This is a genomic window from Pseudomonas sp. F3-2, assembly GCF_038804275.1.
Taxonomy (GTDB): Bacteria; Pseudomonadota; Gammaproteobacteria; order Pseudomonadales; family Pseudomonadaceae; genus Aquipseudomonas.
This window is the reverse complement of record NZ_CP152388.1, coordinates 1,345,550-1,369,962: the sequence shown is the minus strand read 5'-3', so window position 1 is coordinate 1,369,962 and position 24,413 is coordinate 1,345,550. Positions and strand designations below refer to the sequence as shown.

General features: G+C 59.7%; 19 protein-coding genes. 11 read left to right on the top strand and 8 right to left on the bottom strand.

Annotated elements, in window-relative coordinates:
* Positions 1 to 287: 287 nt before the first annotated feature.
* A complete protein-coding gene (fadD1, locus tag AAGQ88_RS06215) occupies positions 288 to 1,985 on the bottom strand; it encodes a long-chain-fatty-acid--CoA ligase FadD1 (protein WP_285422599.1) in 1,698 nt (565 codons plus the stop codon).
* Positions 1,986 to 2,427: 442 nt separating this feature from the next.
* Entirely contained in the window at positions 2,428 to 4,116 is a 1,689-nt protein-coding gene (gene fadD2, locus AAGQ88_RS06210) for a long-chain-fatty-acid--CoA ligase FadD2 (RefSeq protein ID WP_342654737.1), read from the bottom strand.
* Between the two features lie 224 nt (positions 4,117 to 4,340).
* Here fadD2 and AAGQ88_RS06205 point away from each other — a divergent pair, with 224 nt between their 5' ends.
* Together AAGQ88_RS06205 and AAGQ88_RS06200 are read left to right on the top strand one after the other, a co-directional pair.
* Positions 4,341 to 5,285, top strand: a complete 945-nt coding sequence (locus tag AAGQ88_RS06205; RefSeq protein WP_342654736.1) for a lysophospholipase — start codon at positions 4,341 to 4,343, stop codon at positions 5,283 to 5,285.
* A 55-nt stretch (positions 5,286 to 5,340) separates the two neighbouring features.
* On the top strand, positions 5,341 to 5,811 hold the full coding sequence (locus tag AAGQ88_RS06200) for a MaoC family dehydratase (RefSeq protein ID WP_093461054.1): 471 nt from the start codon (positions 5,341 to 5,343) through the stop codon (positions 5,809 to 5,811).
* Between the two features lie 129 nt (positions 5,812 to 5,940).
* Here the strand turns inward: AAGQ88_RS06200 and ccoM are convergent, their stop codons facing one another.
* From ccoM to AAGQ88_RS06185, 3 genes are all read right to left on the bottom strand, one after another.
* On the bottom strand, positions 5,941 to 6,057 hold the full coding sequence (gene ccoM / locus AAGQ88_RS06195) for a cytochrome c oxidase subunit CcoM (protein WP_285422602.1): 117 nt from the start codon (positions 6,055 to 6,057) through the stop codon (positions 5,941 to 5,943).
* Between the two features lie 134 nt (positions 6,058 to 6,191).
* The gene (locus tag AAGQ88_RS06190) at positions 6,192 to 6,353 is read right to left on the bottom strand and encodes a hypothetical protein (RefSeq protein WP_285422603.1); all 162 of its coding nucleotides are present in this window, start codon (positions 6,351 to 6,353) and stop codon (positions 6,192 to 6,194) included.
* A 65-nt stretch (positions 6,354 to 6,418) separates the two neighbouring features.
* On the bottom strand, positions 6,419 to 6,766 hold the full coding sequence (locus AAGQ88_RS06185; RefSeq protein WP_285422604.1) for an aspartate-semialdehyde dehydrogenase: 348 nt from the start codon (positions 6,764 to 6,766) through the stop codon (positions 6,419 to 6,421).
* Between the two features lie 206 nt (positions 6,767 to 6,972).
* Here AAGQ88_RS06185 and rapA point away from each other — a divergent pair, with 206 nt between their 5' ends.
* Complete coding sequence (gene rapA / locus AAGQ88_RS06180; RefSeq protein ID WP_342654735.1) at positions 6,973 to 9,819, top strand: RNA polymerase-associated protein RapA; 2,847 nt, start codon at positions 6,973 to 6,975, stop codon at positions 9,817 to 9,819.
* Positions 9,820 to 10,011: 192 nt separating this feature from the next.
* Here the strand turns inward: rapA and AAGQ88_RS06175 are convergent, their stop codons facing one another.
* Entirely contained in the window at positions 10,012 to 11,367 is a 1,356-nt protein-coding gene (locus tag AAGQ88_RS06175) for an MFS transporter (protein WP_342654734.1), read from the bottom strand.
* A gap of 339 nt (positions 11,368 to 11,706) precedes the next feature.
* Here AAGQ88_RS06175 and AAGQ88_RS06170 point away from each other — a divergent pair, with 339 nt between their 5' ends.
* The 3 genes from AAGQ88_RS06170 to AAGQ88_RS06160 all read left to right on the top strand — a co-directional run bounded on the left by AAGQ88_RS06170 (position 11,707) and on the right by AAGQ88_RS06160 (position 16,939).
* On the top strand, positions 11,707 to 12,096 hold the full coding sequence (locus AAGQ88_RS06170; RefSeq protein WP_342654733.1) for a YkgJ family cysteine cluster protein: 390 nt from the start codon (positions 11,707 to 11,709) through the stop codon (positions 12,094 to 12,096).
* A gap of 147 nt (positions 12,097 to 12,243) precedes the next feature.
* Positions 12,244 to 14,535, top strand: coding sequence for an EAL domain-containing protein (locus AAGQ88_RS06165; RefSeq protein ID WP_342654732.1), 2,292 nt, complete (start codon positions 12,244 to 12,246; stop codon positions 14,533 to 14,535).
* A 217-nt stretch (positions 14,536 to 14,752) separates the two neighbouring features.
* Positions 14,753 to 16,939 (top strand): hypothetical protein, encoded by a 2,187-nt coding sequence (locus AAGQ88_RS06160; RefSeq protein WP_285422609.1) that lies wholly within the window; start codon positions 14,753 to 14,755, stop codon positions 16,937 to 16,939.
* Between the two features lie 515 nt (positions 16,940 to 17,454).
* Here the strand turns inward: AAGQ88_RS06160 and AAGQ88_RS06155 are convergent.
* Positions 17,455 to 17,763 (bottom strand): DUF2288 domain-containing protein, encoded by a 309-nt coding sequence (locus AAGQ88_RS06155; protein WP_342654731.1) that lies wholly within the window; start codon positions 17,761 to 17,763, stop codon positions 17,455 to 17,457.
* 328 nt (positions 17,764 to 18,091) lie between these two features.
* Between AAGQ88_RS06155 and AAGQ88_RS06150 the strand changes: the two genes are divergently transcribed.
* From AAGQ88_RS06150 to AAGQ88_RS06130, 5 genes are all read left to right on the top strand, one after another.
* Positions 18,092 to 19,219, top strand: a complete 1,128-nt coding sequence (locus AAGQ88_RS06150) for a branched-chain amino acid ABC transporter substrate-binding protein (RefSeq protein WP_285422610.1) — start codon at positions 18,092 to 18,094, stop codon at positions 19,217 to 19,219.
* A 215-nt stretch (positions 19,220 to 19,434) separates the two neighbouring features.
* The gene (livH, locus tag AAGQ88_RS06145; RefSeq protein WP_342654730.1) at positions 19,435 to 20,364 is read left to right on the top strand and encodes a high-affinity branched-chain amino acid ABC transporter permease LivH; all 930 of its coding nucleotides are present in this window, start codon (positions 19,435 to 19,437) and stop codon (positions 20,362 to 20,364) included.
* Positions 20,361 to 21,623, top strand: coding sequence for a high-affinity branched-chain amino acid ABC transporter permease LivM (locus AAGQ88_RS06140; protein WP_342654729.1), 1,263 nt, complete (start codon positions 20,361 to 20,363; stop codon positions 21,621 to 21,623). Before livH ends, AAGQ88_RS06140 begins: the two co-directional genes overlap by 4 nt.
* On the top strand, positions 21,623 to 22,390 hold the full coding sequence (gene livG / locus AAGQ88_RS06135; protein ID WP_093461088.1) for a high-affinity branched-chain amino acid ABC transporter ATP-binding protein LivG: 768 nt from the start codon (positions 21,623 to 21,625) through the stop codon (positions 22,388 to 22,390). The genes AAGQ88_RS06140 and livG overlap by 1 nt, the downstream gene beginning before the upstream one ends.
* A complete protein-coding gene (locus AAGQ88_RS06130) occupies positions 22,391 to 23,092 on the top strand; it encodes an ABC transporter ATP-binding protein (RefSeq protein ID WP_093461091.1) in 702 nt (233 codons plus the stop codon).
* Between the two features lie 335 nt (positions 23,093 to 23,427).
* Here the strand turns inward: AAGQ88_RS06130 and AAGQ88_RS06125 are convergent, their stop codons facing one another.
* Positions 23,428 to 24,345, bottom strand: coding sequence for a LysR family transcriptional regulator (locus AAGQ88_RS06125; protein WP_342654728.1), 918 nt, complete (start codon positions 24,343 to 24,345; stop codon positions 23,428 to 23,430).
* Positions 24,346 to 24,413 lie beyond the last annotated feature (68 nt).

Here is a 24,413-nt window from a genome sequence, read left to right as displayed (position 1 = left end):
GGCGGGAAGTCTTTTCTATCTGAATGCAGGGCGCGGATTGTCGCAGATTTGGGGGTGGGGATGCATATCCACTGATACACCCCAGTGCCTGTAGGAGCGTGGCTTGTCCCGCGATCTGACGCGCAGCGGCAGCCAAACCGGTAGATCCGGCCGCATCAGACACACCGAGTCGACAGAATTTGCTGCCGGTCCCGGCAGACCGCGGGACAAGCCACGCTCCTGCAAAGACTGCGCAGCTGGAAAAAACAAACCCCGCACGATGGCGGGGTCTGTCGGTGATCCAGCACTTACGCCGGTTTTTTCAGCGCCAGTTTTTTCAGTTCTTCATCACGCAGTTCGCGGCGCAGGATCTTGCCGACGTTGGTGGTCGGCAAGGCATCGCGGAATTCGACGCTGCGGGGCACTTTGTACGCTGTGACGTTCGCGCGCATGTGCTCCATCACCAACTCTTTGGTGAGTGTCATGCCCGGCCGGACGACCACGAAGATCTTGATCGCTTCGCCCGACTTCTCGTCCGGCACGCCAATCGCCGCGCACTGCATCACGCCGGGCAGCGTGGCCAGCACGTCTTCGAGTTCGTTGGGATACACGTTGAAGCCGGACACGAGAATCATGTCCTTCTTGCGGTCGACGATGCGCATATAGCCGTCGGGCTGAATCACCGCGATATCACCGGTCTTCAACCAGCCCTCGGCGTCGAGCATTTCATCGGTGGCTTCCTGGCGCTGCCAGTAGCCTTTCATGACCTGCGGGCCCTTGACGCACAACTCGCCAACTTCCCCGAACGGCAGCTCTTCGCCCGCATCGTTGATGGTCTTGCAAAGCGTCGACGGAACCGGAATACCGATGGTGCCCATCTGGATTTTCTGAATCGGATTTACGGTCGCCACCGGGCTGGTTTCGGTCATGCCGTACCCTTCGCAGATCGAGCAACCGGTCACTTCCTTCCAGCGCTCCGCGGCCGCCTGTTGCAGCGCCATGCCGCCGGACAGGGTGAGTTTCAGCGAGGAGAAATCCAGGCTGCGGAAGTCTGCATTACTGCACAACGCCACGAATAACGTGTTCAACCCGACAAAGCCGGTGAACTTCCATTTCGACAACTCCTTGACCATCGCCGACAGGTCGCGCGGGTTGCTGATCAGGACGTTGTGGTTGCCGCTCAGCATCATCGACATGCAATGAAACGTGAACGCGTAGATGTGATAAAGCGGCAGCGGCGTGATGAGGATTTCGCTGCCTTCGTTGAGGTTGGAACCCATCAACGCCTTGCACTGCAACATGTTGGCGATCAGGTTGCGGTGGGTCAGCATCGCGCCTTTGGCAACGCCGGTCGTGCCGCCGGTGTATTGCAGCACCGCAACGTCATCGCTCTTGGGTGTCGCGTCCTGGACCGGCTGGCCGTGCCCCTTCGCCAGCACGTCATTGAATTTGACGGCCTTGGGCAAGTGAAACGGCGGCACCATCTTTTTCACGTACTTGATGACGCTGTTCACCAGCAGCCGCTTGAGCGGCGGCAGCAGGTCGGCGACTTCCGTGACGATGACGTGTTTGACGCCGGTCTTGGGCACGACCTTTTCTGCCAGATGCGCCATGTTCGCCAGGCATACCAGAGCCTTGGCGCCGGAATCGTTGAACTGGTGTTCCATTTCCCGCGCGGTGTACAGCGGGTTGGTGTTGACGACGATCAGCCCGGCGCGGATGGCGCCGAACACGGCAATCGGATACTGCAGCACGTTCGGCAGCTGCACGGCGATCCGGTCGCCCGGTTGCAAGTCGGTGTGGTGCTGCAGCCAGGCGGCAAACGCCCCGGACAGCGCGTACATCTCGCCATAAGTGAGGGTCTTGCCCAGGTTGCTGAATGCAGGTTTGTTGGCGAAACGCTCGCAGGACTGTTTCAATACCGCCTGAACGTTTGGATACTGGTCCGGATCGATATCGGCAGCGATACCAGACGGATATTTATCCTTCCAGAAGTTTTCGATCATGGAAGCCGACTCCTCAGCGACAGCGTTTCTACACACCGCTCATGCGATGATTTCTTGTGTTTGGAATGGTGTAGCCACTGCGTTTTGTCTATCGACTGGACAAAAAGCGGGCCGAGCGTAGCAGCTTTGCCAAATGCCGACTAGGGCCAAAAGCGGCCCCTACAGTCACATAAATGACTCTTGAATTTATCTTGGTCACATTTAGAGCAATGAACCTAAATGTCGAAAATGCCTGCTTTTGACGCCCCGGTCTGACCCGATCAAACCCGGCGCAGAGCAAATGCATTCGCAACGGCTCAGCTGGATCCGCACCTTTATAGCTATAGCGCCTGCGCCGACGTCTGGCGAATGAATTCAGGGGCCAGCGGCTTGCAGCGACAGCCCTGATTGCACGCGAAAAAAAAGCGTGCCTCGCGACACGCCTTTCTCTTGCCAAACCGCCTTATGCGGTTTCGCGAAGCTCTCGCCGCAGGATTTTGCCCACCGGCGTCATCGGCAACGACTCGCGCAGCACGATTTGTTTAGGGATTTTATAGCCGGTGAAGTTCTCCTTGCAGTACGCCTTGAGTTCGTCGCTCGTCAGGCTTGCGTCCCTGGGCACGACGAACAGCTTCACGGCCTCGCCCGATCGCTCGTCAGGGACGCCGATCACCGCGCAGTTGGCGACTTTTGGATGGCGCGAGACAACGTCTTCGATTTCGTTGGGGTAAACGTTGAAGCCTGAGACGATGATCATGTCCTTCTTGCGATCGACGATGCGGATAAAGCCATCAGGGTCGATCACGGCAATGTCGCCGGTCTTGAGCCAGCCGTCGCTGTCGAGCACCTCGGCTGTGGCGTCAGGCTTGTGCCAGTAACCCAGCATGATCTGCGGGCCTTTCAGACACAGCTCGCCACGCTCGCCCACTGGCAGTTCCGCGCCCTGGTCATCGATCACCTTCGCGGTGGTGCCCGGCACCGGCATTCCGACGGTGCCCAGCCTGGATTTGTCGCCGTAGGGATTGGCGGTGGCCACGGGGGATGTTTCGGTCAGGCCGTAGCCTTCCACGATCGGGCAGCCTGTCAACTGCAGCCAGCGCTCGGCCGTGGCTTTCACCAGCGCCGTACCGCCTGAGTTGGTCAGGCGCAACGTAGAGAAATCCAGGGTCTTGAATTCAGGGTGATCCATCAGCGCGACGAACAACGTGTTGAGGCCGAGCATCGCCGAGAACTTCCATTTTTTCAGCTCTTTGATAAAGCCGCCGATGTCTCGGGGATTGGTGATTAGCACGTTGTGATTGCCGCTGACCATCATGCACATGCAGTTACAGGTGAAGGCATAGATGTGGTACATCGGCAGCGGCGCAATCATGATTTCACTGCCCTGTTTGAAGATCGGCGAGCCATCGGCGCCGTGCTGCAGCATGCAGGCATAAACCTGCTGCATGTTCGCCACCAGATTGCCGTGGGTCAGCATCGCGCCCTTGGGCGACCCGGTGGTGCCGCCGGTGTATTGCAACACCGCAACATCATCCAGCCCCCGTGTCACTTGCTGCAGATGATCGCCGCGTCCCAGCTTGAGCACACGTTTGAACGAGACGGCCTGCGGCAAGTGGTATGCGGGCACCATCTTCTTGATCTTCTCGACCACGGTGTTGATCAACCAGCCCTTGGCTGGCGACTGCATGTCGCCCATTTTCACTTCGATCAGGTACTGGATGTCGGTATCGGGCAGCACTTCCTCGACGTGCTTGCCGAAGACGTTCAGGTACACCAGCGCCCGCACCCCGGCGTCCTTGAACTGATGACGCATTTCGCGGGCGGTGTACAACGGGTTGGTATTGACGACGATCAAGCCGGCGCGCATCGCACCGAACACTGCAATGGGGTACTGGATCAGGTTGGGCATCTGCACGGCAATGCGGTCGCCCGGTTTGAGCTCGGTCTGCTGCTGCAGGTAGCCGGCAAAGGCCGCGGACTGGCGCTCGAGTTCGGCGTACGTCAACGTCACGCCCATATTGCTGTAGGCCGGGCGGTCGGCGTACTTCCGGCAACTGCGCTCGAACACCTCGACCACTGACTTGTACGCGTGAAGGTCCACCTCGGAGAGGACGCCAGCCGGGCGCTTGTCGTTCCAGAAGTCAGGTTGCATGTTGTTTTTATCCTCTTACCTGAGAGTGCTGGCCCAATGGTTTTTAAACGGGCGTTCGCCGGACGTTAGCAGCTAACGCGCAGAAGGCAAATACGCCGCGGGCCGTCATCAATGACGTGAATCTTGCGTGTGACAAGACCGCCATCTGGCAACGGCTATACACTGATGCGAGGCGCTCGCCGCGCAATTTTCATGACAAATTCTTACAAGGCCAGGGAAACGCCATGAACCATGAAGCCTATTGGCTGGACGCCAGCGACCACAGCCGTTTGTTCGTCAATGCCTGGGCACCTGAAGGACAGGCCAGAGCGGTGGTGATGCTGTCCCATGGCATGGCCGAGCACAGCGGGCGATACGAACGTCTGGCCGAGGCGCTGACCCAGGCAGGCTTCGCACTGTATGCACACGATCAGCGCGGACACGGCCAGACGGCATCCGAGGGACTGCTCGGGCACTACGGCGATCGGGACGGCTGGAGCAAAGTCGTAGGCGATCTGGCCACCCTGAACGCCTCGATTGCGCAAAAGCATCCCGAGGTGCCGGTGTTTCTGCTGGGTCACAGCATGGGCAGTTACGTCGCTCAGGCTTACCTGATGCACCACAGTGCGAGCCTGCAAGGCGCGATCTTGAGCGGCTCGAATTTCCAGCCGGTCTCGCTTTACCGGAGCGCCAGACTGGTGGCGCGCTTCGAACGCTGGCGCCAGGGCGCAACAGGCCGCAGCGCACTGATCGAATTCCTCTCATTCGGCTCCTTCAACAAACGCTTCAAGCCGGTACGCACACCATTCGACTGGCTCAGCCGCGACCCACAGGAAGTGGACCGCTACATCAGCGATCCGCTCTGCGGATTCCGATGCACCAATCAGTTCTGGCTGGACATGCTCGGCGGCCTCCAGCAGATCAGCAAGCGTTCCAACCTGGCGCAGATCGACAAAAGCCTGCCGATTCTGATCATGGGCGGCGAATGTGATCCGGTCAGCGATGGCAAGCGTCTCAAGGATCTGGCCGACGCCCTGACCGGTACCGATCATCATGCCGTGGCACTGAAGGTCTACCCGCAGGCGCGTCATGAAATACTCAACGAGACCAACCGCCAGGCCGTCACTCATGATTTACTCGCCTGGCTCGAACAGGCGCTGGAACAGCCGCGACCGCGCCGCAGCGAGTGATCGGTCAGGATTTTTCATCTTTTCTTTTTTTCAATTCACGTCACAGGACCGCAACATGACACACGTCACCAACACGCCGTACGAAGCCCTTGAAGTCGGCCAGACCGCGAGCTACAGCAAGACCGTCGAAGAACGTCACATTCAGCTGTTCGCCGAAATGTCCGGTGACCGCAACCCGGTGCATCTGGATGCCGAGTTCGCGGCCAAGACCATGTTCAAGGATCGTATCGCTCACGGGATGTTCAGCGGCGCGTTGATCAGCGCGGCAGTGGCCTGCGAGCTGCCTGGCCCGGGCACGATCTATCTGGGTCAGAAGATGAGTTTTCAGAAGCCGGTGAAGATCGGCGACACGCTGACCGTGCGCCTGGAGATCCTCGAAAAACTGCCGAAATTCCGCGTGCGCATCGCCACCAATGTGTTCAACCAGCATGATGAATTGGTGGTCGAGGGCGAAGCCGAGATCCTCGCCCCGCGCAAGGAACAGACCGTGAGTCTCGCCGAGTTGCCGCCGATCACCGTGGGTTGAATGACCGAAGCGGGCGCTGTCAGACGACGTCCTGAACAGGGTCCGCGTTCCTGAAGTAAAAAAATGCACCCAAAAAAATGGGCAACCGAAGTTGCCCTAAATGCCTTGCGTGCTCTTTTTATCGGGCACTCACTCCTTGCGGCGCCTGGGTGAGTCTCTCCAGATGAACAGTCCAAAGCCTGCAAATAACACCACCATCAGACCGACTGTCATGACGCCGGCAATCACTGCGTGGTCGAGAAACATGAGCGCGCCTCCTGCTTGACCCTGTTCGATGGGTGCAGACTAACCGGACGAGTATTGACGAGTGTTGACGCAGGTCAATGCCGCGGGACATCGCGAACGATGCCGGGCCGACCCGCTTCGGAAGCAGGAGGGATTCAGCGTTTTTTCGGTTTGCTTTTCGACTTTTTCTTGCCCTTGCCGAGCGGCATCGCCTGTTCGAAAGCCTGTCGCACTTCGTTCAGCCGCTTGTCATTGAGGTCATGAACGCGCTTGGCGCGCTCGACGCTCAGGTCTACCAGTTTTCCGTCATCGCTCATGGGCGTACCGCTCTTGAATGCCTGTTGCTGTCAATAATGCGCAATCATGGCAGCGCTGACCAGCGTCAGACCTTCAAATCCACCCACAGCCCCTGACGCGGTTCGTTATCGATGATCGGCACCACCGGCACGGTGTTGTCAGCGTTCAGCGACTCGCCCGGGATGGCCGGCCCTTCTTCGAGGTCGGGATGACGATCAGCCACGCGCCGATCCCGGCGGCGTCGTTGCTGGCGGCGTTGCTCTTCGCGCAGCAGCAGCTCGGCCTGTTCGCGGTCGCGTTCGCTCATATCAATGTTGGTTTCGTTGGAACTGGGTTGCGTCGGCGCCACAGGCGGAATGTCCGGCGTGGGCTTGACCGGGTCCAGCTGCGACGTCACGGGGGCCGCGCTCAAAGGAATCAGCGGTGGCAGCATGGTAATGGTCTCCTGTTATCAAGCTGTCGGCTGCCGTTTCGTCGACTTGAGCCGTTGGAAGTGGAAGTTTCGACTATGTTTTTCGCAACAAGTGCCGGTATCAGGCCAGAAGCCCAGTGAATCCGGGCGTATTTACAATGTATCTTTGGCCTGAGCGCCGTGTTCCGTTACCATAGTCGGCTTTTTCAAGGCGGGAGTCAGGCAGCATGGCGCAGCAGTATCAACCGGGGCAACGCTGGATTAGCGACAGCGAAGCCGAGCTGGGTTTGGGCACCGTTCTGGCACAGGACGGCCGCTTGTTGACCGTGCTCTATCCGGCCACTGGCGACACCCGCCAGTATGCTTTGCGCAATGCCCCGCTGACGCGGGTGCGTTTCTCGCCGGGTGACACTATCACGCACTTCGAGAACTGGAAAATGACCGTTCGCGAAGTCGAAGACGTCGACGGTCTGCTGGTTTATCACGGCCTGAATGCCCAGAATCAGCCCGTGACGCTGCCTGAAACCCAGCTTTCCAACTTCATCCAGTTCCGTCTGGCGAGCGACCGACTGTTCGCCGGCCAGATCGATCCGCTGGCCTGGTTCTCGCTGCGCTACCACACGCTGGAGCACACCAGCCGCCAGCTGCAGTCGTCCCTGTGGGGCCTGGGCGGCGTTCGTGCTCAGCCGATCGCCCACCAGCTGCACATCGCCCGGGAAGTCGCCGACCGGATCGCGCCACGCGTACTCCTGGCCGACGAAGTGGGCCTGGGTAAAACCATCGAAGCCGGTCTGGTGATCCATCGCCAGTTGCTCTCGGGCCGCGCCAGCCGCGTGCTGATTCTGGTTCCTGAGAACCTGCAGCATCAGTGGCTGGTGGAAATGCGCCGTCGCTTCAACCTGCAGGTTGCGCTGTTCGACGCCGAGCGTTTCCTCGAAAGCGATGCCAGCAACCCGTTCGAAGACACGCAACTGGCGCTGGTGTCGCTGGAATGGCTGGTCGAAGACGAAAAGGCTCAGGATGCGCTGTTCGCGGCCGGCTGGGATCTGCTGGTGGTCGACGAGGCGCACCATCTGGTCTGGCACGAAGACAAGGCCAGCCGCGAATACTCGCTGGTCGAGCAACTGGCCGAGGTGATCCCGGGCGTTCTGCTGCTGACCGCGACCCCGGAGCAACTGGGGCAAGACAGCCATTTTGCGCGTCTGCGGCTGCTCGACCCCAACCGTTTCCACGACCTGCACGCCTTCCGCGCCGAGAGCGAAAACTATCGCCCGGTGGCCGAAGCCGTTCAGGAGCTGCTCGATCAGGGCCGGCTGTCGCCCGACGCGCACAAGACCATTCACGGCTTCCTTGGCGCCGAAGGTGAAGCACTGCTCAGTGCCGTGGCCGATGGCGACACCGAGGCGAGCGCTCGGCTGATACGCGAACTGCTGGACCGTCACGGCACCGGCCGCGTGCTGTTCCGTAACACCCGCGCCGCCGTGCAGGGTTTCCCGGAGCGCAAGCTGCATCCGTATCCGTTGCCCTGCCCTGCCGAATACCTGGAGCTGCCGATTGGCGAGCATGCCGACCTGTACCCGGAAGTCAGCTTCCAGGCACAAGGCGAGACCAGCGAAGAAGAGCGCTGGTGGCGCTTCGACCCGCGCGTCGACTGGCTGATCGATACGCTGAAGATGCTCAAGCGCGTCAAAGTGCTGGTGATCTGCGCCCACGCCGAGACCGCGATGGACCTGGAAGACGCCCTGCGCGTGCGCTCCGGCATCCCGGCCACCGTGTTCCACGAAGGCATGAACATCCTTGAGCGTGACCGCGCGGCGGCCTATTTCGCCGATGAGGAATTCGGCGCGCAGGTGCTGATCTGTTCGGAAATCGGCAGCGAAGGCCGCAACTTCCAGTTCTCCCATCACCTGGTGCTGTTCGACCTGCCTTCACACCCCGACCTGCTGGAGCAGCGCATCGGGCGTCTGGACCGGATCGGCCAGAAGCATGTCATCGAACTGCACGTGCCTTATCTGGAAACCAGCCCGCAAGAGCGGCTGTTCCAGTGGTACCACGAAGCGCTCAACGCTTTCCTCAACACCTGCCCGACCGGCAACGCCTTGCAGCACCAGTTCGGTCCGCGTCTGCTGCCGCAGCTCGAAGGCGGCGACGAAGACGACTGGCAGGCGCTGGTCAGCGAGGCGCGTGCCGAGCGTGAGCGCCTGGAAAGCGAGCTGCACACCGGTCGCGACCGCCTGCTGGAGCTCAACTCCGGTGGCGCGGGCGAAGGCGAGGCGCTGGTCGAGGCGATCCTGGAGCAGGACGATCAGTTCACCCTGCCGATCTACATGGAAACCCTGTTCGACGCATTCGGCATCGACAGCGAAGACCATTCGGAGAATGCGCTGATCCTCAAGCCGAGCGAGAAAATGCTCGATGCCAGCTTCCCGCTGGGCGACGACGAAGGCGTCACCATCACCTACGACCGCAATCAGGCGCTGTCCCGCGAGGACATGCAGTTCATCACCTGGGAACACCCGATGGTGCAAGGCGGCATGGACCTGGTGCTGTCCGGATCGATGGGCAACACCGCCGTTGCGCTGATCAAAAACAAGGCATTGAAGCCTGGCACCGTCCTGCTTGAGCTGCTGTACGTCAGCGAGGTGGTCGCGCCGCGCTCGCTGCAATTAGGTCGTTACCTGCCGCCTGCCGCGCTGCGTTGCCTGCTGGATGCCAACGGTAACGATCTGTCGGGCCGTGTCTCGTTCACCACCTTGAACGACCAGCTCGAAAGCGTGCCACGGGCCAGCGCCAACAAATTCATCCAGGCACAACGCGATGTGCTCAATCCGCAGATCAATGCGGCGGAAAGCAAGATCGCGCCCAAACACGCCGAGCGCGTGGCCGAGGCACAGCGTCGTCTGGCTGCCGATACCGATGAAGAGCTGGCACGTCTGACCGCTCTGCAAGCCGTGAACCCTACGGTGCGCGACAGCGAACTGACGGCCCTGCGTGAACAGCGCGAACAAGGTCTGGCCATGCTCGACAAAGCCGCGCTGCGCCTGGAAGCGATTCGGGTGTTGGTGGCGGGTTAAACCACCTCGCCGCAAATGCGGCGAACACAAACCTTTGTAGGAGCGTGGCTTGTCCCGCGATCTTCCGCGCGGCGGAAGTAAAACCAGAGGGCACGGTGTATCAGATACAACTGTGCCGCTTGGTTCTGCGACCGGTTCCCGGTCGATCGCGGGACAAGCCGCGCTCCTACAGGTCCGTAGAACACCGGAAAATCACGCCACCGACGGCTTCCCCCCCAGCCCCACTGGCTCATCCGCCACCATCCCTTCCCTCATCCGTTGCGCGTCGCGGCTGAAGCATTTCGACGCCCGCACCAGAAACACCAGCGCGAAGAACAGCGCCACTGGAATCAGATACATCGCGTCATGCAACCCGACAGCCTTGAACGGCTCGGTCATCTGCTCGGCCTGCGCGGCGTACATCGCCGAATGAGCGAAATGGTCTGAGAGCAGTCCGACAACCACCGGCCCCAGACCTCCGCCCAGCAAATACAGCCCGGCAAAGAACAGCGCCATCGCCGTCGCGCGCAATCGCGGCTGTACGACATCCTGGATTGCGGTGTAGACACAGGTGTAAAAGTTGTAGGAAAACAGCCAGCCCAGGCTGAACACGCCAACAAAAACGCCGATCTCGATACGCCCCGAATGCAAGGCGTATCCCGTGCACAGCGTCGCCACCACCATGCTCAATGCGGCGAACATCAGGCGGCCGTTGGTCCAGCGCTGATGAAGTTTGTCCGCAACCCAGCCGCCTGCGGTCAGCCCGATCAGGCCCGTGACACCGACGATCATGCCCGTGGCCATCGCCGCTTCCTGCAAGGGCAGCAGAAAGTAGCGCTGCAGCATGGGCACCATGAACGAGTTGCACGCATAGGTCGCGAAGTTGAAGGCCAGTCCGGCCAGCACCAGCCAGCGAAACGTCGGAATGGACAGCACCCGACGGATCGGCTTGTCGATTTTCTCCTGGGACATCGCCACGCTTTCCGCGGCGCCCCGGGCCGGCTCTCTGATGAAAAACATGAACACGGCCAGCACCAGCCCCGGCACAGCGGCAATGAAAAAGGGCGCTCGCCAGCTGCCGAACGCCTGCACCATCGCGCCGATGGTGAAGAATGCCAATAACAGCCCAAGCGGCAAGCCCAACATGAAGATGCCCATTGCTCGAGCACGACGATGGGCCGGAAACAGATCACCGATCAGTGAATTGGCGGCGGGGGCGTAACTGGCCTCGCCGATACCCACGCCCATGCGCACCAGCAGGAATGCCCAGAAGTTGCCGACCAGCCCATTGACGGCCGTCAGCCCGCTCCACACCGCAAGCCCCCAGCCCATCAGCTTGCGCCGCGATCCATTGTCCGCCATGCGCCCCAGCGGCAGACCGGCGATGGCGTAAACCAGCGTGAACGCGGTGCCGATGATGCCGAGTTGAAAATCGCTGAGCAGCCATTCCTTGCGGATGGGCTCAATGATGATTGCCGGGATGGTTCGGTCGAAGAAATTGAACAGATTGGCGAGAAACAGCAGAAACAGAACGCGCCACGCGTTCCTTGCCTGAGTCGAATGGTCCATGCGCCGAACTCTCTTATTGTTGTGGGGGCCAGACACTGCTCACACCTGGAGATTGCAAATCTAGTCATGGAAAGACGCGCTGTCCCTGATCATTCGCAAGGCTGATACCCAGCCATTGCACGGGCCTCGAACTGCGGCTTCAAATGCTCGAGCCCAAACGCTACGGGGGCTGCGCGCGAACTCAGCCGCGCGATCCCCATGTGTCACCGAGCGACGTTACGTCCCCCGGAAACACGCCGAAATATATCTTTCGCCCCCACTTCCCACCGCCAACGGAAAGCCTAGAATAGCCAGCCGTTGTGCCCCAAATCCCCCTACTCTTTCCTTTCGGTTACCGTCATGTCCGATGTCAGTCCGTGCCTGAATTGTGGTGCCTGCTGTTCGCATTTTCGCGTGTCTTTCTTCTGGGGCGAATGCACGTCGGCGGGCGGCACGGTGCCTGATGAATGGGTGAGCAGCATCAGCCCGAGCCGCGTGGCGATGCTCGGCACCGACTGCAAAAACGTTCGTTGCACTGCGCTGGAAGGCGAAGTGGGCAAAGGCGTGAGCTGTTCGATTTATGCTCAGCGCTCGAGCACCTGCCGCGAATTCGACGCGTCCTGGACGGATGATCAGCACAATCCGGACTGCGACGCCGCGCGCGCCGCGTTTGGCCTGGCGCCGATCGCAGCCCCTTCGCTGATGCATGAGAGCGGCCCGTCTGTGTTTGAAGTGGCTGCCATCGCTTAGAACGTTTAGCGATTACTGTTATTCCAAAATAGTTGGCACGTCCGTCCCCGAACAGCTGTTTAAAACCGGCCGCTCTCTATAATCATTGCAAAGTGCCATCGGTCTTTAAGGCCGTGGTTACGTAGTAATGGACAGATAGGGCACGCTATGGATTGGCTGGGTTTGCATTTTCTCGCCGCGTTGCCGGCGGACAGCCGGTTGCTGATGGACTGCAGTCACAACCCCATGCTGGTGGGACTTGCTTACCTCGTGGCATGCGCCGCCAGTTTTGCGACGCTGCACATTGCCGAGCGGATCGGGCATGTCGAAGACGCCCACGCGAGGATTCGCTGGCGCAGCCTCGGGGCCTTGTGCCTGGCTGTGGGCATCTGGGCCATGCATTTCATCAGCATGTTGTCCTTCCAGACCCCGTTGATGATGCATTACGACCTGTCCGTCACCGTGGTGTCGTTGATGATCGCGCTGATCGCGGGCATGGTGGCGATGGAAGCGTTGAGCCACGACCAGCTCACTATCGTGCAGTATGTGGTCGCCTCCGTGTTCATGGGTCTGGGCATTGCCAGCATGCATTACGTCGGCATGTCGGCCATGCGTTCCCACGCCACGCAGTATTACGAACCCGTCCGTTTTTTTGCCTCGATCCTGATCGCCATCGTCGCCAGCCTGACCGCACTGGTGCTTGCAATCCGCCTGCGCCAAGGCAGCGGCGCGCGCCATCAGTTGCTCAAATACGGCGCCAGTCTGGTGTTGGGTGCCGGCATTGTCTTCACGCACTTCATGGGCATGTGGTCGCTGCGCCTGGCCATTCCGGTCGACGCACAGATACAGGCGCCCGACCCTCAGAACACTTTGGAATTGAGCCTGACCATCGCCCTGATCGTGCTGCTGATCATCGCCGGAAGCGTCAGCGCGGCGCTCGCCGACAAAAAGCTGCAGAGCAGGGATCGCGACCTGCGCCGGGTCAATGCCTTGCTCAGCCAGCTCGATCAGGCCCGGATCTCCCTGCAACAAGTCGCGCATTACGACGCGCTGACCAACCTGATCAACCGGCGTGGCTTCAATCAGGTATTTGCCGAGCGTTTGATCGAGCAGCAGCAAGCCCAAGGCAGACTGGCTGTGATGTTCCTCGACATCGACCACTTCAAGCGCATCAACGACAGCCTCGGCCATGACGCTGGCGATGATCTGCTCAAGGTCATTGCCGAACGCATTCGCGGCGCCACACGCACCGGCGATGTGGTCGCGCGTTTCGGTGGTGATGAATTCTGCATCCTGCTCGCGCTGCACGAGCCCGACGAAGCCCTGCACCTCGCCCAGCGAGTGATGCACAAGATGAAGGAGCCGATTGCGCTGTCAGGCAGGCGAATGGTCATGACGACCAGCATCGGCATCAGCGTCTACCCCGAGGATGGCGAAACCTCTGAAGAGTTGCTCAAACACGCCGATCTGGCGCTGTATCAATCCAAGGGGCATGGCCGCAACAGCATTCATTTCTTCAGTCCCAACCTCAAGACCAAAGCCAGCCTGGAGCTGCTGCTGGAAGAGGAGTTGCGCGCTGCATTACGTGAAGAGAGCGGCCTGCAGCTGTATTACCAGCCCATCGTCGACCTGCGCACCGGGCATGTCGCCAAGCTGGAAGCGCTGGTGCGCTGGGACCACCCTGGCCACGGCCTGCTGACGCCGGACCGCTTCATCGGCATCGCGGAAAACAATGGCCTGATCGCCGAACTGGATAACTGGGTGTTGCGCCGCGCGTGTCGCGACCTCAGCCAGCTCACGGCGCCGGGCTTCGAAAAATTGATCATTGCCGTCAATTGCTCAGCGCTCAATCTGGCGCGAGATGAGCTGGTCGATGAGGTCGCCGCTGCACTCACGGACGCGGCAGTCGCTCCTCACCGGCTGGAACTGGAAGTCACTGAAAACGCGCTCATGGGCAACATCAGCAATACGATTCTGTTGCTCAAGGAAATCCGCAAACTGGGCGTGTCGTTGTCGATCGACGACTTCGGCACGGGCTACTCGTCGCTGGCGTATCTCAAACGTCTGCCGCTGGACACGGTGAAGATCGATCGCTCGTTCATCCTCGACATTCCCGCTTCACCTCAGGACATGGAGATCGTGCAGGCGATCATTCTGATGGCCCACACGCTGCACCTGAAGGTCGTCACCGAAGGCGTGGAAAACCCGGCGCAACTGGCGTTTCTCAGCCAGTACGGCTGCGACTATGTGCAAGGCTACCTGTTCAGCAAACCCGCCCCGCTGAGCGAGTTGCGGCCGTTGGTGCAGCAGCTCAACCTGCGTCGTCCGTCGGACCTGTCGCCGTCGACGCACATGCTCGACGCCTTAACGCTCGCGGTCGAGAATCACGGCGCGCAGCTCGCTGTCAGTGACGTGAAATCAGCCTCATTGGACCGGTCTGGCGCCCAGCCGATGCGCTGAATCGCCCGATGGAAATGTGAACCAGGGCTCAACCACGTGGCCTTGCGCCATTCCCGACTCAAGAACGACCGTTCGTCGCCGATGACCCGAGGGATTCCCTTAGGCAGGGCTAGGGTTCGACCCTATCGCTCGTGTCCAATATCCCGCTGTACAGTCGGGTTCTCTTTTGATGATGGCGCGATGACATTTCGGCGTCATCCCACAGGCATGGCGTGCGATGACCAATAAAACCGAGGCAGCAGGCGCTGTATCCGAACTTCTGCAGAACGTAATCAGCGAACACAGCGTCGTGCCCCAAGGGCACTATCGGCCTCAGGCAGCGCCCGCGCAGTCCTACCTGTATTTCACTGAAACCGACACCGACCGCATCCTCGACAACCTCGATGGCCTGCGGGATATGGTGTTTCCACCCTCAATGCATTTCGAGGACACCGAAAACCGCAGCGATCAGCAGTTCCCCTCGGTCTGCCTGATCGGCCTGGGCCGTTGCGGCTCCAACATCGCACTGGATGTCGCGGAACTGGTGTACAACGCCCGCAAGTTTTATCTGAACCAGCTGAACAACGATGACCGCCTGCGCGACGACAAGGGCTACAGCCCCGCGCGCTGGATTCGCAACAATTTGCGGCTGGTCCAGAACAAGTCGAGCAAACCGGTGTTTTTGGTCGAACCGCTGGTGATGCTGGGCGATCTGGACAAAGACATCGCCGGACGCATCCGTTTCTCGCGCAAGGGCGAAAAAAGCGGCTTCATCAAGGATTACAGCAAGATGAAGATCATGGACCTGTCCGAGGTCCACGCCGGTGGCGCCGGTAACGCGCCGATCCTGGGCCAGTATCTGGCCAAGATCATCCTGAACAAGGACACCGAGCACTTTTCCAGCGCCGACTGGAAACTGATCCACTCCTACCTGATCGACTCGTGCGGGATCAAGGCCAACCAGTCGCGGCTGTATTTCTACATCTTCAGCGCCGGCGGCGGTACAGGTTCGGGCATGGCATCGGAGTTCGGCCTGGCCCAGCAGTTCTCGTACATGAACAAGACGTTCGACACCAAACCGGCCAGTGAAAACGATGGCAAACGCGGCCGCTCGTTCGTCTTCGAGCCTATTTTCACCAGCGGCATCTGCGTGCTGCCGAACATTTCCGATCACCGCAGCGAAATGTCAGAAGCCTTGCATATCAACGCCGGGCGTCTGCTGTGCAAGTATCTCGCTGAGGAATGGGACTTCTCGTACAACTTCGAGAACGAAGACAGCAGCGAAGCCAGTGTCATGGGGCGCATCCGCCCATGGAACGCAATGATGCTGATCTCCAACGACATCATGCGGTACGCGGAAGAAAGCGACGATGGCACCATCGAGAACATCGATGTCAACGCCATGGAGCGGCACGCCAACCAGTACATCTCACAGCAGATCTTCAACATTCTGACGGCTCAGGCGGTGACCACCGACTACGACCAGAATTACTTCCGGCGCGCGGGCATCGACATCGGTGAAACCATCCGCCTGGACGCCAACGATCTGTTCATGAGTCTGGCCGGCCCGGTCGCGATTGCCTACGCCGAATCGGTCGTCCCGGAAACCCCGTCCCAAGGTTCGGACAAGCTGAAGATCTTTGAGAAAGAGCCGCCAAGGCTGGACATCGACGACTTGTTCTTCCGCTCGATCGACCTGCCGCACTTCAACAAGATGACTCAGGCGATTGAGGGAATCAGCCTCTTGCCGATCGAGTCGCGGCGTTATCGCGCGGCCCTGGAGCAATACAAGGCATCGGGGTATGACGCCGCAGCGCTGCACGATCTGCATTTCTTCAAGAATTGCTCGTCGGTGGTGTCGATCGTCTCGCTGCCGAAGGACTACAAGCTGTCGTACATGGACCTTAACCGGCTCAAGACGCACCTCAACAGCCTGTTCCCCAACACCACGCTCAAGCGCTATGCGCTGGTGATCGGCGCCTCCGCGAACCTGTCGCTGACCACCCTGATCGCCAAAAGCCCGTGCCTGTCGGACGACTTCCTGACGCTGATCGTAGCCTTCATCAAACGCTGTTTTGCCAAACAGCCGTATCGCTTCGACGACACGCTGGACAACTCGATTCTGGACTTCATCATGAGCGACGAATTCGACGAGAACCGCATCGACGACTTGCTCAACGAATACGAAAACCCGGCGAAGATCCTCGACACCAACTGGTACGCGATCAAGCCGATGTACGAGAAGAAATACCGGGAGCTGATCGATGACAAGGAACGCTTTGTCTCGATCAACGACATCCGGATCTCCCGCGACAGTGTGAAAAAGGCCGTTAAATACCTGCGCGAAATCTACCGTCACCGGATCGGCAAGACCCGGGTGATCTCGCTGAATCAGCACACGGGGAAGACGGGGTATTTGAATTGAAGGGTTTGGCTTGATATCGCCACATTAGATGCCCTTCGGGCCTGATCGCGAGCAAGCTCACTCCTACAGAGATCTCCGGGTATTCCCGAACTCTCCGGGCACGCCCCACTCCCGTAGGAGCGGCGCTTGCCCGCGAAGACTGAATTCCAGACGCTACATCTGCTTGGCATGCACCGGCCTCTTCCCAACTAAAGCCGGTCCTACAGACGCTGCAAGTTTTTCGTAGGACCGGCTTCAGCCGGGAAGGCGTCGGGTATCACGCCGTTGATCGAAGGGGCGTTAAAGACAGTTGGCTCACTCCTGCATTCTCTGCAACGAACCGCATTCTGATAGATCGAGGTTTGAGCTTCTAAAGGCTAGCAACTCGGTCTATCAAGCCATGGCACATTGCAACAAATGTAGGAGTGAGCTTGCTCGCGACAGGCCCGCCAGGGCATCAGAGTAACAATCCAGAGCCAACCCAAGGTTACCGACCTACCCACTTTGCCATCATGCAAAGCACCAGATCAGTGCACTTAGCCCTGCGACGCCCTTTCCTGGATCAACACCCAGGGTGCAACGACCACCGCCCACAACGCCGGATCACGCTCCAGCAAGTCCAGAGCCTTTGATTCAGAGACCTTGCCGACCTCTCCCGCTTCCAGCCAGGCCGCTACCTTTGCCTCGGCATTCTCGGCAAATGCCTGCGCCACCGCGATCAAATCCTGCGAGGGCTCGACCCACAACAGGGCACCCTTGGCAAAGAATGGTTGCAATTCTTTCCACGTGATCGAAGCCGTTTCGCCAAGCAGCTTGGCATAGAGGGTGCTAGGTTCTTGCGTCATGGGTTTCACCGTATTGAAAATCGGCGTAATGATACCGCTGCACTTCATACGGACAAACCTGGATTCAAGTGATTGATTGCAGAGAACTTCGCTCAAGCCGATAGATTGAACGACCGGTTCGCCTGATCGACCGGCTTGATTGTGTATCTTTCTTTCGATTAAGCGACATCAACAGGTATTGCCCCCTGCAGCCAGCTTTTCAAGCGCTCGACCGGCGCTCTAAACTGTTCCGGTACAGTTGCCGGGGGTGTGGCCTGGATAGATCAATCCGGTCCTGCAGCTTTTGGCCGTCAGGATTATAAAAACTACAACGCAAGAGTGGAGCATCATGACTAAGGGTATTAATCAGATTTCCAAGCTGTTTGCCGCACTGGTTCTGGCGGGGGTTGCCAGCCATTCGTTCGCAGCTGATACCATCAAGATCGGCATCGCTGGCCCTAAAACCGGCGCTGTTGCCCAATACGGCGACATGCAGTTCAGCGGTGCCAAGATGGCCATCGAGCAAATCAACGCCAAAGGCGGTATCGACGGCAAGAAGCTTGAAGCCGTTGATTACGACGATGCCTGCGACCCTAAACAAGCGGTCGCGGTCGCCAACAAAGTGGTCAACGACGGCGTGAAATTCGTGGTCGGCCATCTCTGCTCCAGCTCCACTCAGCCAGCGTCCGACATTTACGAAGACGAAGGCGTCATCATGGTGACCCCGGCTGCAACCAGCCCGGAAATCACCGCCCGTGGTTACAAAATGGTCTTCCGCACCATCGGCCTGGACAGCGCTCAGGGCCCGGCCGCCGGCGAGTACATCGCCAAACAGGTCAAGCCGAAAATCGTTGCGGTCATCCACGACAAACAGCAGTACGGTGAAGGCATCGCCACCGCCGTCAAACAGACACTGGAAAAAGACGGCGTGAAAGTCGCCCTGTTCGAAGGCATCAATGCCGGCGACAAGGACTTCTCCTCGCTGATCGCCAAAATGAAGCAAGCCAACGTCGACTTCGTCTACTACGGCGGCTACCACCCTGAGCTGGGTCTGATTCTGCGTCAGGCACAGGAAAAAGGCCTGAAAGCCGGCTTCATGGGTCCGGAAGGGGTGGGTAACGCGTCCATCTCGCAAATCGCCCAGGATGCATCCGAAGGTCTGCTGGTGACCCTGCCGAAATCCTTCGACCAGGATCCTGCGAACCAGGCGCTGGTAGATGCCTTCAAAGCGAAGAAAGAAGACCCGAGCGGTCCGTTCGTGTTCCCGGCCTACGCCGCTGTTGAAGTGATCGCCGAGGCCATCAAGACCGCCAAGTCCGAAGACACCGCCAAAGTGGCTGCCGCCATCCACGCCGGTACCTTCAAGACCCCTACCGGCGATCTGTCTTTCGACGCCAAGGGTGACCTGAAAGACTTCAAATTCGTCGTTTACACCTGGCACAAAGATGGCACCAAGACTGAAGCCCCTGTGAAGTAATCACACGCCTCATGTTGAACCCAGAGCCCACTGCAACCGCAGTGGGCTTTGTTTTACGAGGCCGACGGATTTCACAAGAGTCCCGACACCTGAACATCTTGAAACCGCACCAGTGAATCACTGGGCTCGTGCCGAACGCGGACGTAGATCACGACGCGCGAGCGGGAAAAAGACTTCACCAGTGAAACACCGAGAAGGTTTTTAGGAGCGCGGCAATGCCCGAGATAGATCTCTATCATTTTTTCCAACAGCTGGTTAATGGCATGACCATTGGCAGCACTTATGCCCTGATCGCCATTGGCTACACGATGGTCTACGGCATCATCGGCATGATCAACTTCGCCCACGGCGAGGTGTACATGATCGGTTCGTACGTGGCGTTCATCGCCCTGGCGGGCCTGACCATGCTGGGTCTGGACAACCTTCCGTTGCTGATCACGGCGGCCTTCATCGCCAGCATCGTGGTGACCAGTGCCTACGGTTATGCCATCGAGCGCGTCGCTTACCGTCCCTTGCGCGGCAGCAACCGTCTGATCCCTCTGATTTCCGCGATCGGCATGTCGATATTCCTGCAGAACACCGTGCTGTTGTCGCAGGACTCCAAAGACAAATCGATCCCGAACCTGATTCCCGGCAACTTCGTGTTCGGCAGCGCCAGCACCCATGAAGTCGTGATCTCGTACATGCAGATCCTGATTTTCATCGTCACCGTGCTGGCGATGCTCGGCCTGACCTGGTTCATCTCGCGTTCGCGCCTTGGCCGCGCCTGCCGCGCCTGCGCCGAAGACATCAAGATGGCCAACCTGCTGGGTATCAATACCAACAACATCATCGCCCTGACGTTCGTCATCGGCGCAGCGCTGGCGGCGGTCGCAGCGGTATTGCTGAGCATGCAGTACGGCGTGATCAACCCCAACGCAGGTTTTCTGGTCGGCATCAAAGCCTTCACCGCAGCGGTTCTGGGCGGTATCGGCAGCATCCCGGGCGCGATGCTTGGCGGTCTGGTGCTGGGTGTGGCTGAAGCGTTTGGCGCCGATATCTTCGGCGATCAGTACAAGGATGTGGTGGCGTTCGGTCTTCTCGTATTGGTGTTGTTGTTCCGGCCAACCGGCCTGCTCGGCCGTCCGGAGGTTGAAAAAGTATGACCAGAAATCTCAAATCGGCCCTCTTCAGCGCAGTGCTGGTGCTGGCCGTCGCCTACCCGATCCTCGGGCTGAAACTGGACATCGTCGGGGTCAACCTCGCGGTCGTCGGTGCGAGCACCACCACCGTGCTGGTGATCTTCGCCGCCGCCCTGCTGATGTTCCTGCGCGTGCTGTTCAACGAGCAGATCAGCGCCATGTGGCGTTCGCGCCCGCAAAAGCAACTGGTGTCGGACAAGGCCAGCAACTTTCTGACCCTACCGTCGACGCAGCGCTGGTTCCTCGGCGCGATCGTCATCGCCGCACTGATCTGGCCGTTCTTCGGCTCCCGCGGCGCGGTGGATATCGCCACGCTGATCCTGATCTACGTGATGCTGGGCCTGGGCCTGAACATCGTGGTCGGCCTGGCCGGCCTGCTGGACCTGGGTTATGTCGGCTTCTACGCCGTCGGCGCCTACACCTATGCCCTGCTGCAACACTATTTCGGCCTGGGTTTCTGGGTCTGTCTGCCGCTGGCGGGCCTGGCGTCGGCGACGTTCGGCTTCCTGCTGGGCTTCCCGGTACTGCGCCTGCGCGGCGATTACCTGGCCATCGTGACGCTGGGCTTCGGTGAAATCATTCGCCTGTTCCTGCGTAACCTGACCGACATCACCGGCGGCCCGAACGGCATCAGCAACATCGAAAAACCGACGCTGTTCGGCCTCACGTTCGAGCGCAAGGCGGCGGAAGGCATGCAGACCTTCCACGAGTATTTCGGCCTGGAATACAACTCCATCAACAAGGTGATCTTCCTCTACCTGATCGCGCTGTTGCTGGCACTGCTGGCGCTGTTCGTGATCAACCGCCTGTTGCGCATGCCGATCGGCCGTGCATGGGAAGCGTTGCGCGAAGACGAAATCGCCTGCCGCGCGCTGGGTCTGAACCCGACCGTGATCAAGCTTTCCGCTTTTACCCTGGGCGCGGCGTTCGCCGGTTTCGCCGGCAGCTTCTTCGCGGCGCGCCAAGGCTTGATCACCCCGGAATCGTTCACCTTTCTTGAGTCGGCGATCATTCTCGCGATCGTGGTCCTGGGTGGCATGGGCTCGCAGCTAGGCGTGATTCTGGCAGCGGTCGTGATGATCCTGTTGCCTGAACTGCTCCGCGAATTCAGTGAATACCGGATGCTCGGCTTCGGCGCCTTGATGGTGCTGATGATGATCTGGCGTCCTCAGGGCTTCCTGCCAATGCAGCGTCCCGTCATGAAACTCAAAGGGGAGCGCTGATGAGCCGTCCACTTCTGCAAGCCTCTGGCTTGAGCATGCGCTTTGGCGGCCTGTTGGCGGTCAATGGCGTGGGTCTGACTGTGCAAGAGAAACAGGTCGTGTCGATGATCGGCCCTAACGGCGCCGGCAAGACCACCGTTTTCAACTGCCTCACCGGGTTCTACAAACCGACGGCGGGCACGATCCTGCTGGACGGCGAGCCGATTCAAGGCCTGGCCGGCCACGAGATCGCGCGCAAAGGCGTGGTGCGCACCTTCCAGAACGTGCGTCTGTTCAAGGAAATGACCGCTGTCGAGAACCTGCTGGTGGCTCAGCATCGGCACCTGAACACCAATTTCCTGTCGGGCCTGTTCAAGACGCCGGCGTATCGCAAAAGCGAGCGCGAGGCCATGGAGTACGCCGAGCACTGGCTCGAGGCGGTCGATCTGAAAGCGTTCGCCAACCGCCCGGCCGGCACGCTGGCCTATGGTCAGCAACGCCGTCTGGAAATCGCCCGCTGCATGATGACGCGCCCGCGCATCCTCATGCTCGATGAACCGGCAGCCGGTCTGAACCCCAAGGAAACCGAGGATCTGAAAGCGTTGATCGGCGTATTGCGCAACGAGCACAACGCCACGGTGTTGCTGATCGAGCACGACATGAAGCTGGTCATGAGCATTTCCGACCACATCGTGGTGATCAACCAGGGCACGCCTCTGGCGGATGGCACGCCCGAGCAGATCCGTGACAATCCTGAAGTGATCAAAGCCTACCTGGGGGAAGCGTAAATGCTGCAGTTCGACAACGTTTCCACCTTCTACGGCAAGATTCAGGCGCTGCACGGCGTCAGCATCGATGTTCAGCAGGGTGAAATCGTCACCCTGATCGGCGCCAACGGCGCAGGTAAATCCACGTTGCTGATGACCTTGTGCGGGTCGCCGCGTGCGCACAGCGGCAGCATCCGTTACATGGGCGAAGAACTGGTCGGTCTGGAGTCGTCGGTGATCATGCGCAAGAGCATCGCGGTGGTGCCGGAAGGCCGCCGCGTGTTTGCCCGGCTGACCGTCGAGGAAAACCTGGCCATGGGCGGTTTCTTCACGGACAAGGGCGATTATCAGGAGCAGATGGACAAGGTTCTGGCCCTGTTCCCGCGTTTGAAAGAGCGCTTCCATCAGCGCGGCGGCACCATGTCCGGCGGCGAACAGCAGATGCTCGCCATCGGCCGCGCGCTGATGAGCAAGCCCAAACTGCTGCTGCTCGACGAACCGTCGCTGGGTCTGGCGCCAATCATCATTCAGCAGATTTTCGAGATCGTCGAACAGCTGCGGCGTGACGGCGTCACCGTGTTCCTGGTCGAGCAAAACGCCAACCAGGCCCTGAAAATCGCCGACCGCGCCTACGTTCTGGAGAACGGCCGGGTGGTGATGCAAGGTTCGGGGGCTGAGTTGCTGGTTGATCCGAAAGTGCGGGATGCGTATTTGGGGGGCTGAATCTCTGCCATCCGGCGTTCTGAAAAGTATAGAAAGGCCCCTTCTGGGGCCTTTTTTATTGGATTTCGGATTGCGGGCAATCGCGCTTTCTTCTGGCGGAATCAGCACCATCGGATCCACGCAGGGCCACTATTACAGAAGGTGCAGGAGCGTGGCTTGTCCCGCGATCTGCCGGGGACCGGCAGCCAATCCTGTGAATGCGGTTTGCCTGATACTCCGAGGTGACCGGTTTTGCGCCTGCTGCGCAGCCGATCGCGGGACAAGCCACGCTCCTACCATTTCGGGTAGGGGCAGCGAAGAGGTGAACCCGAAAATCGGCACCGGCGGCCGCTATTCTAAACGTGACCCAGTCGTTCCAACGCCGCCGTACTCCGCTCGAACCACTGCGTCAGGTAATCCGCCATCACCTGAATCCTTCTCGGCAGATGCCCTTCAAACGGATGCACCAGATACAGCGACGACACCGGCGTCTGATAGTCGCGCAGCAGCCAGATCAGCCGGCCGTCATTGAGCTCATCGTGGACCATATAGGACGGCAGCCGGGCAATACCGGCGCCGACCAGCGCCGCCTTTTTCAACAGACCATAGTGATTGCTGGCAAACGTACCCCGCACGTTCACCCGGGTCAGTTCGTGGTTCTGGTGATACGCCCACGTTTCGCGCCCCGCGTAATGACTGTTGAGCAGGCAACGATGCAAGCGCAGTTCGTCCGGCGACTGTGGTTTGCCGTGTTCGGCCAGGTATTCGGGGCTGGCGCAGGTGAGTTCCTGCAAGGACAACAGCGGTTTGGCCACCAGCCGCTCATCTATTCCTACGCTGGAGCGGATGCCCAGGTCGAACCCGTCACGGCGCATGTCGCGAAACTGATTGTTCAGATCCAGTTCCACCTGCACGTCCGGATAAGTCTTGGCGAACTCACCCAGCAGCCCCTCGAAAAAGGTTTCGCCCAGCGATACCGGGACGGTCAGGCGCACGGTTCCCACCAGACTCTCGCTGAGGTATGCCATGGCATCGCGCACCCGGTCACGCTGCGCCAGCAACGCCCGCGCCTCAGGCAGCAAGATGGCACCGGCTGATGTCAGCGTCAGACTGCGCGTGGTGCGGTGCAGCAACGTCACGCCGTAGCTTTTCTCCAGTTTGCTGATGCGCTTGGACAATTGGCTGGTACTGGTGTCCAGCCATTGCGCGGCCAACGTGAAGCTATTGGCCTCAACCAGCATCGCGAACGCTGCCAGGTCGTCCATTTCGCTCATGATTGTTTCCTTTTTCGCAAACCGGGGTTGCCGTTCAGGCCATTTATCGGTGGGAAAACGCGACTCAC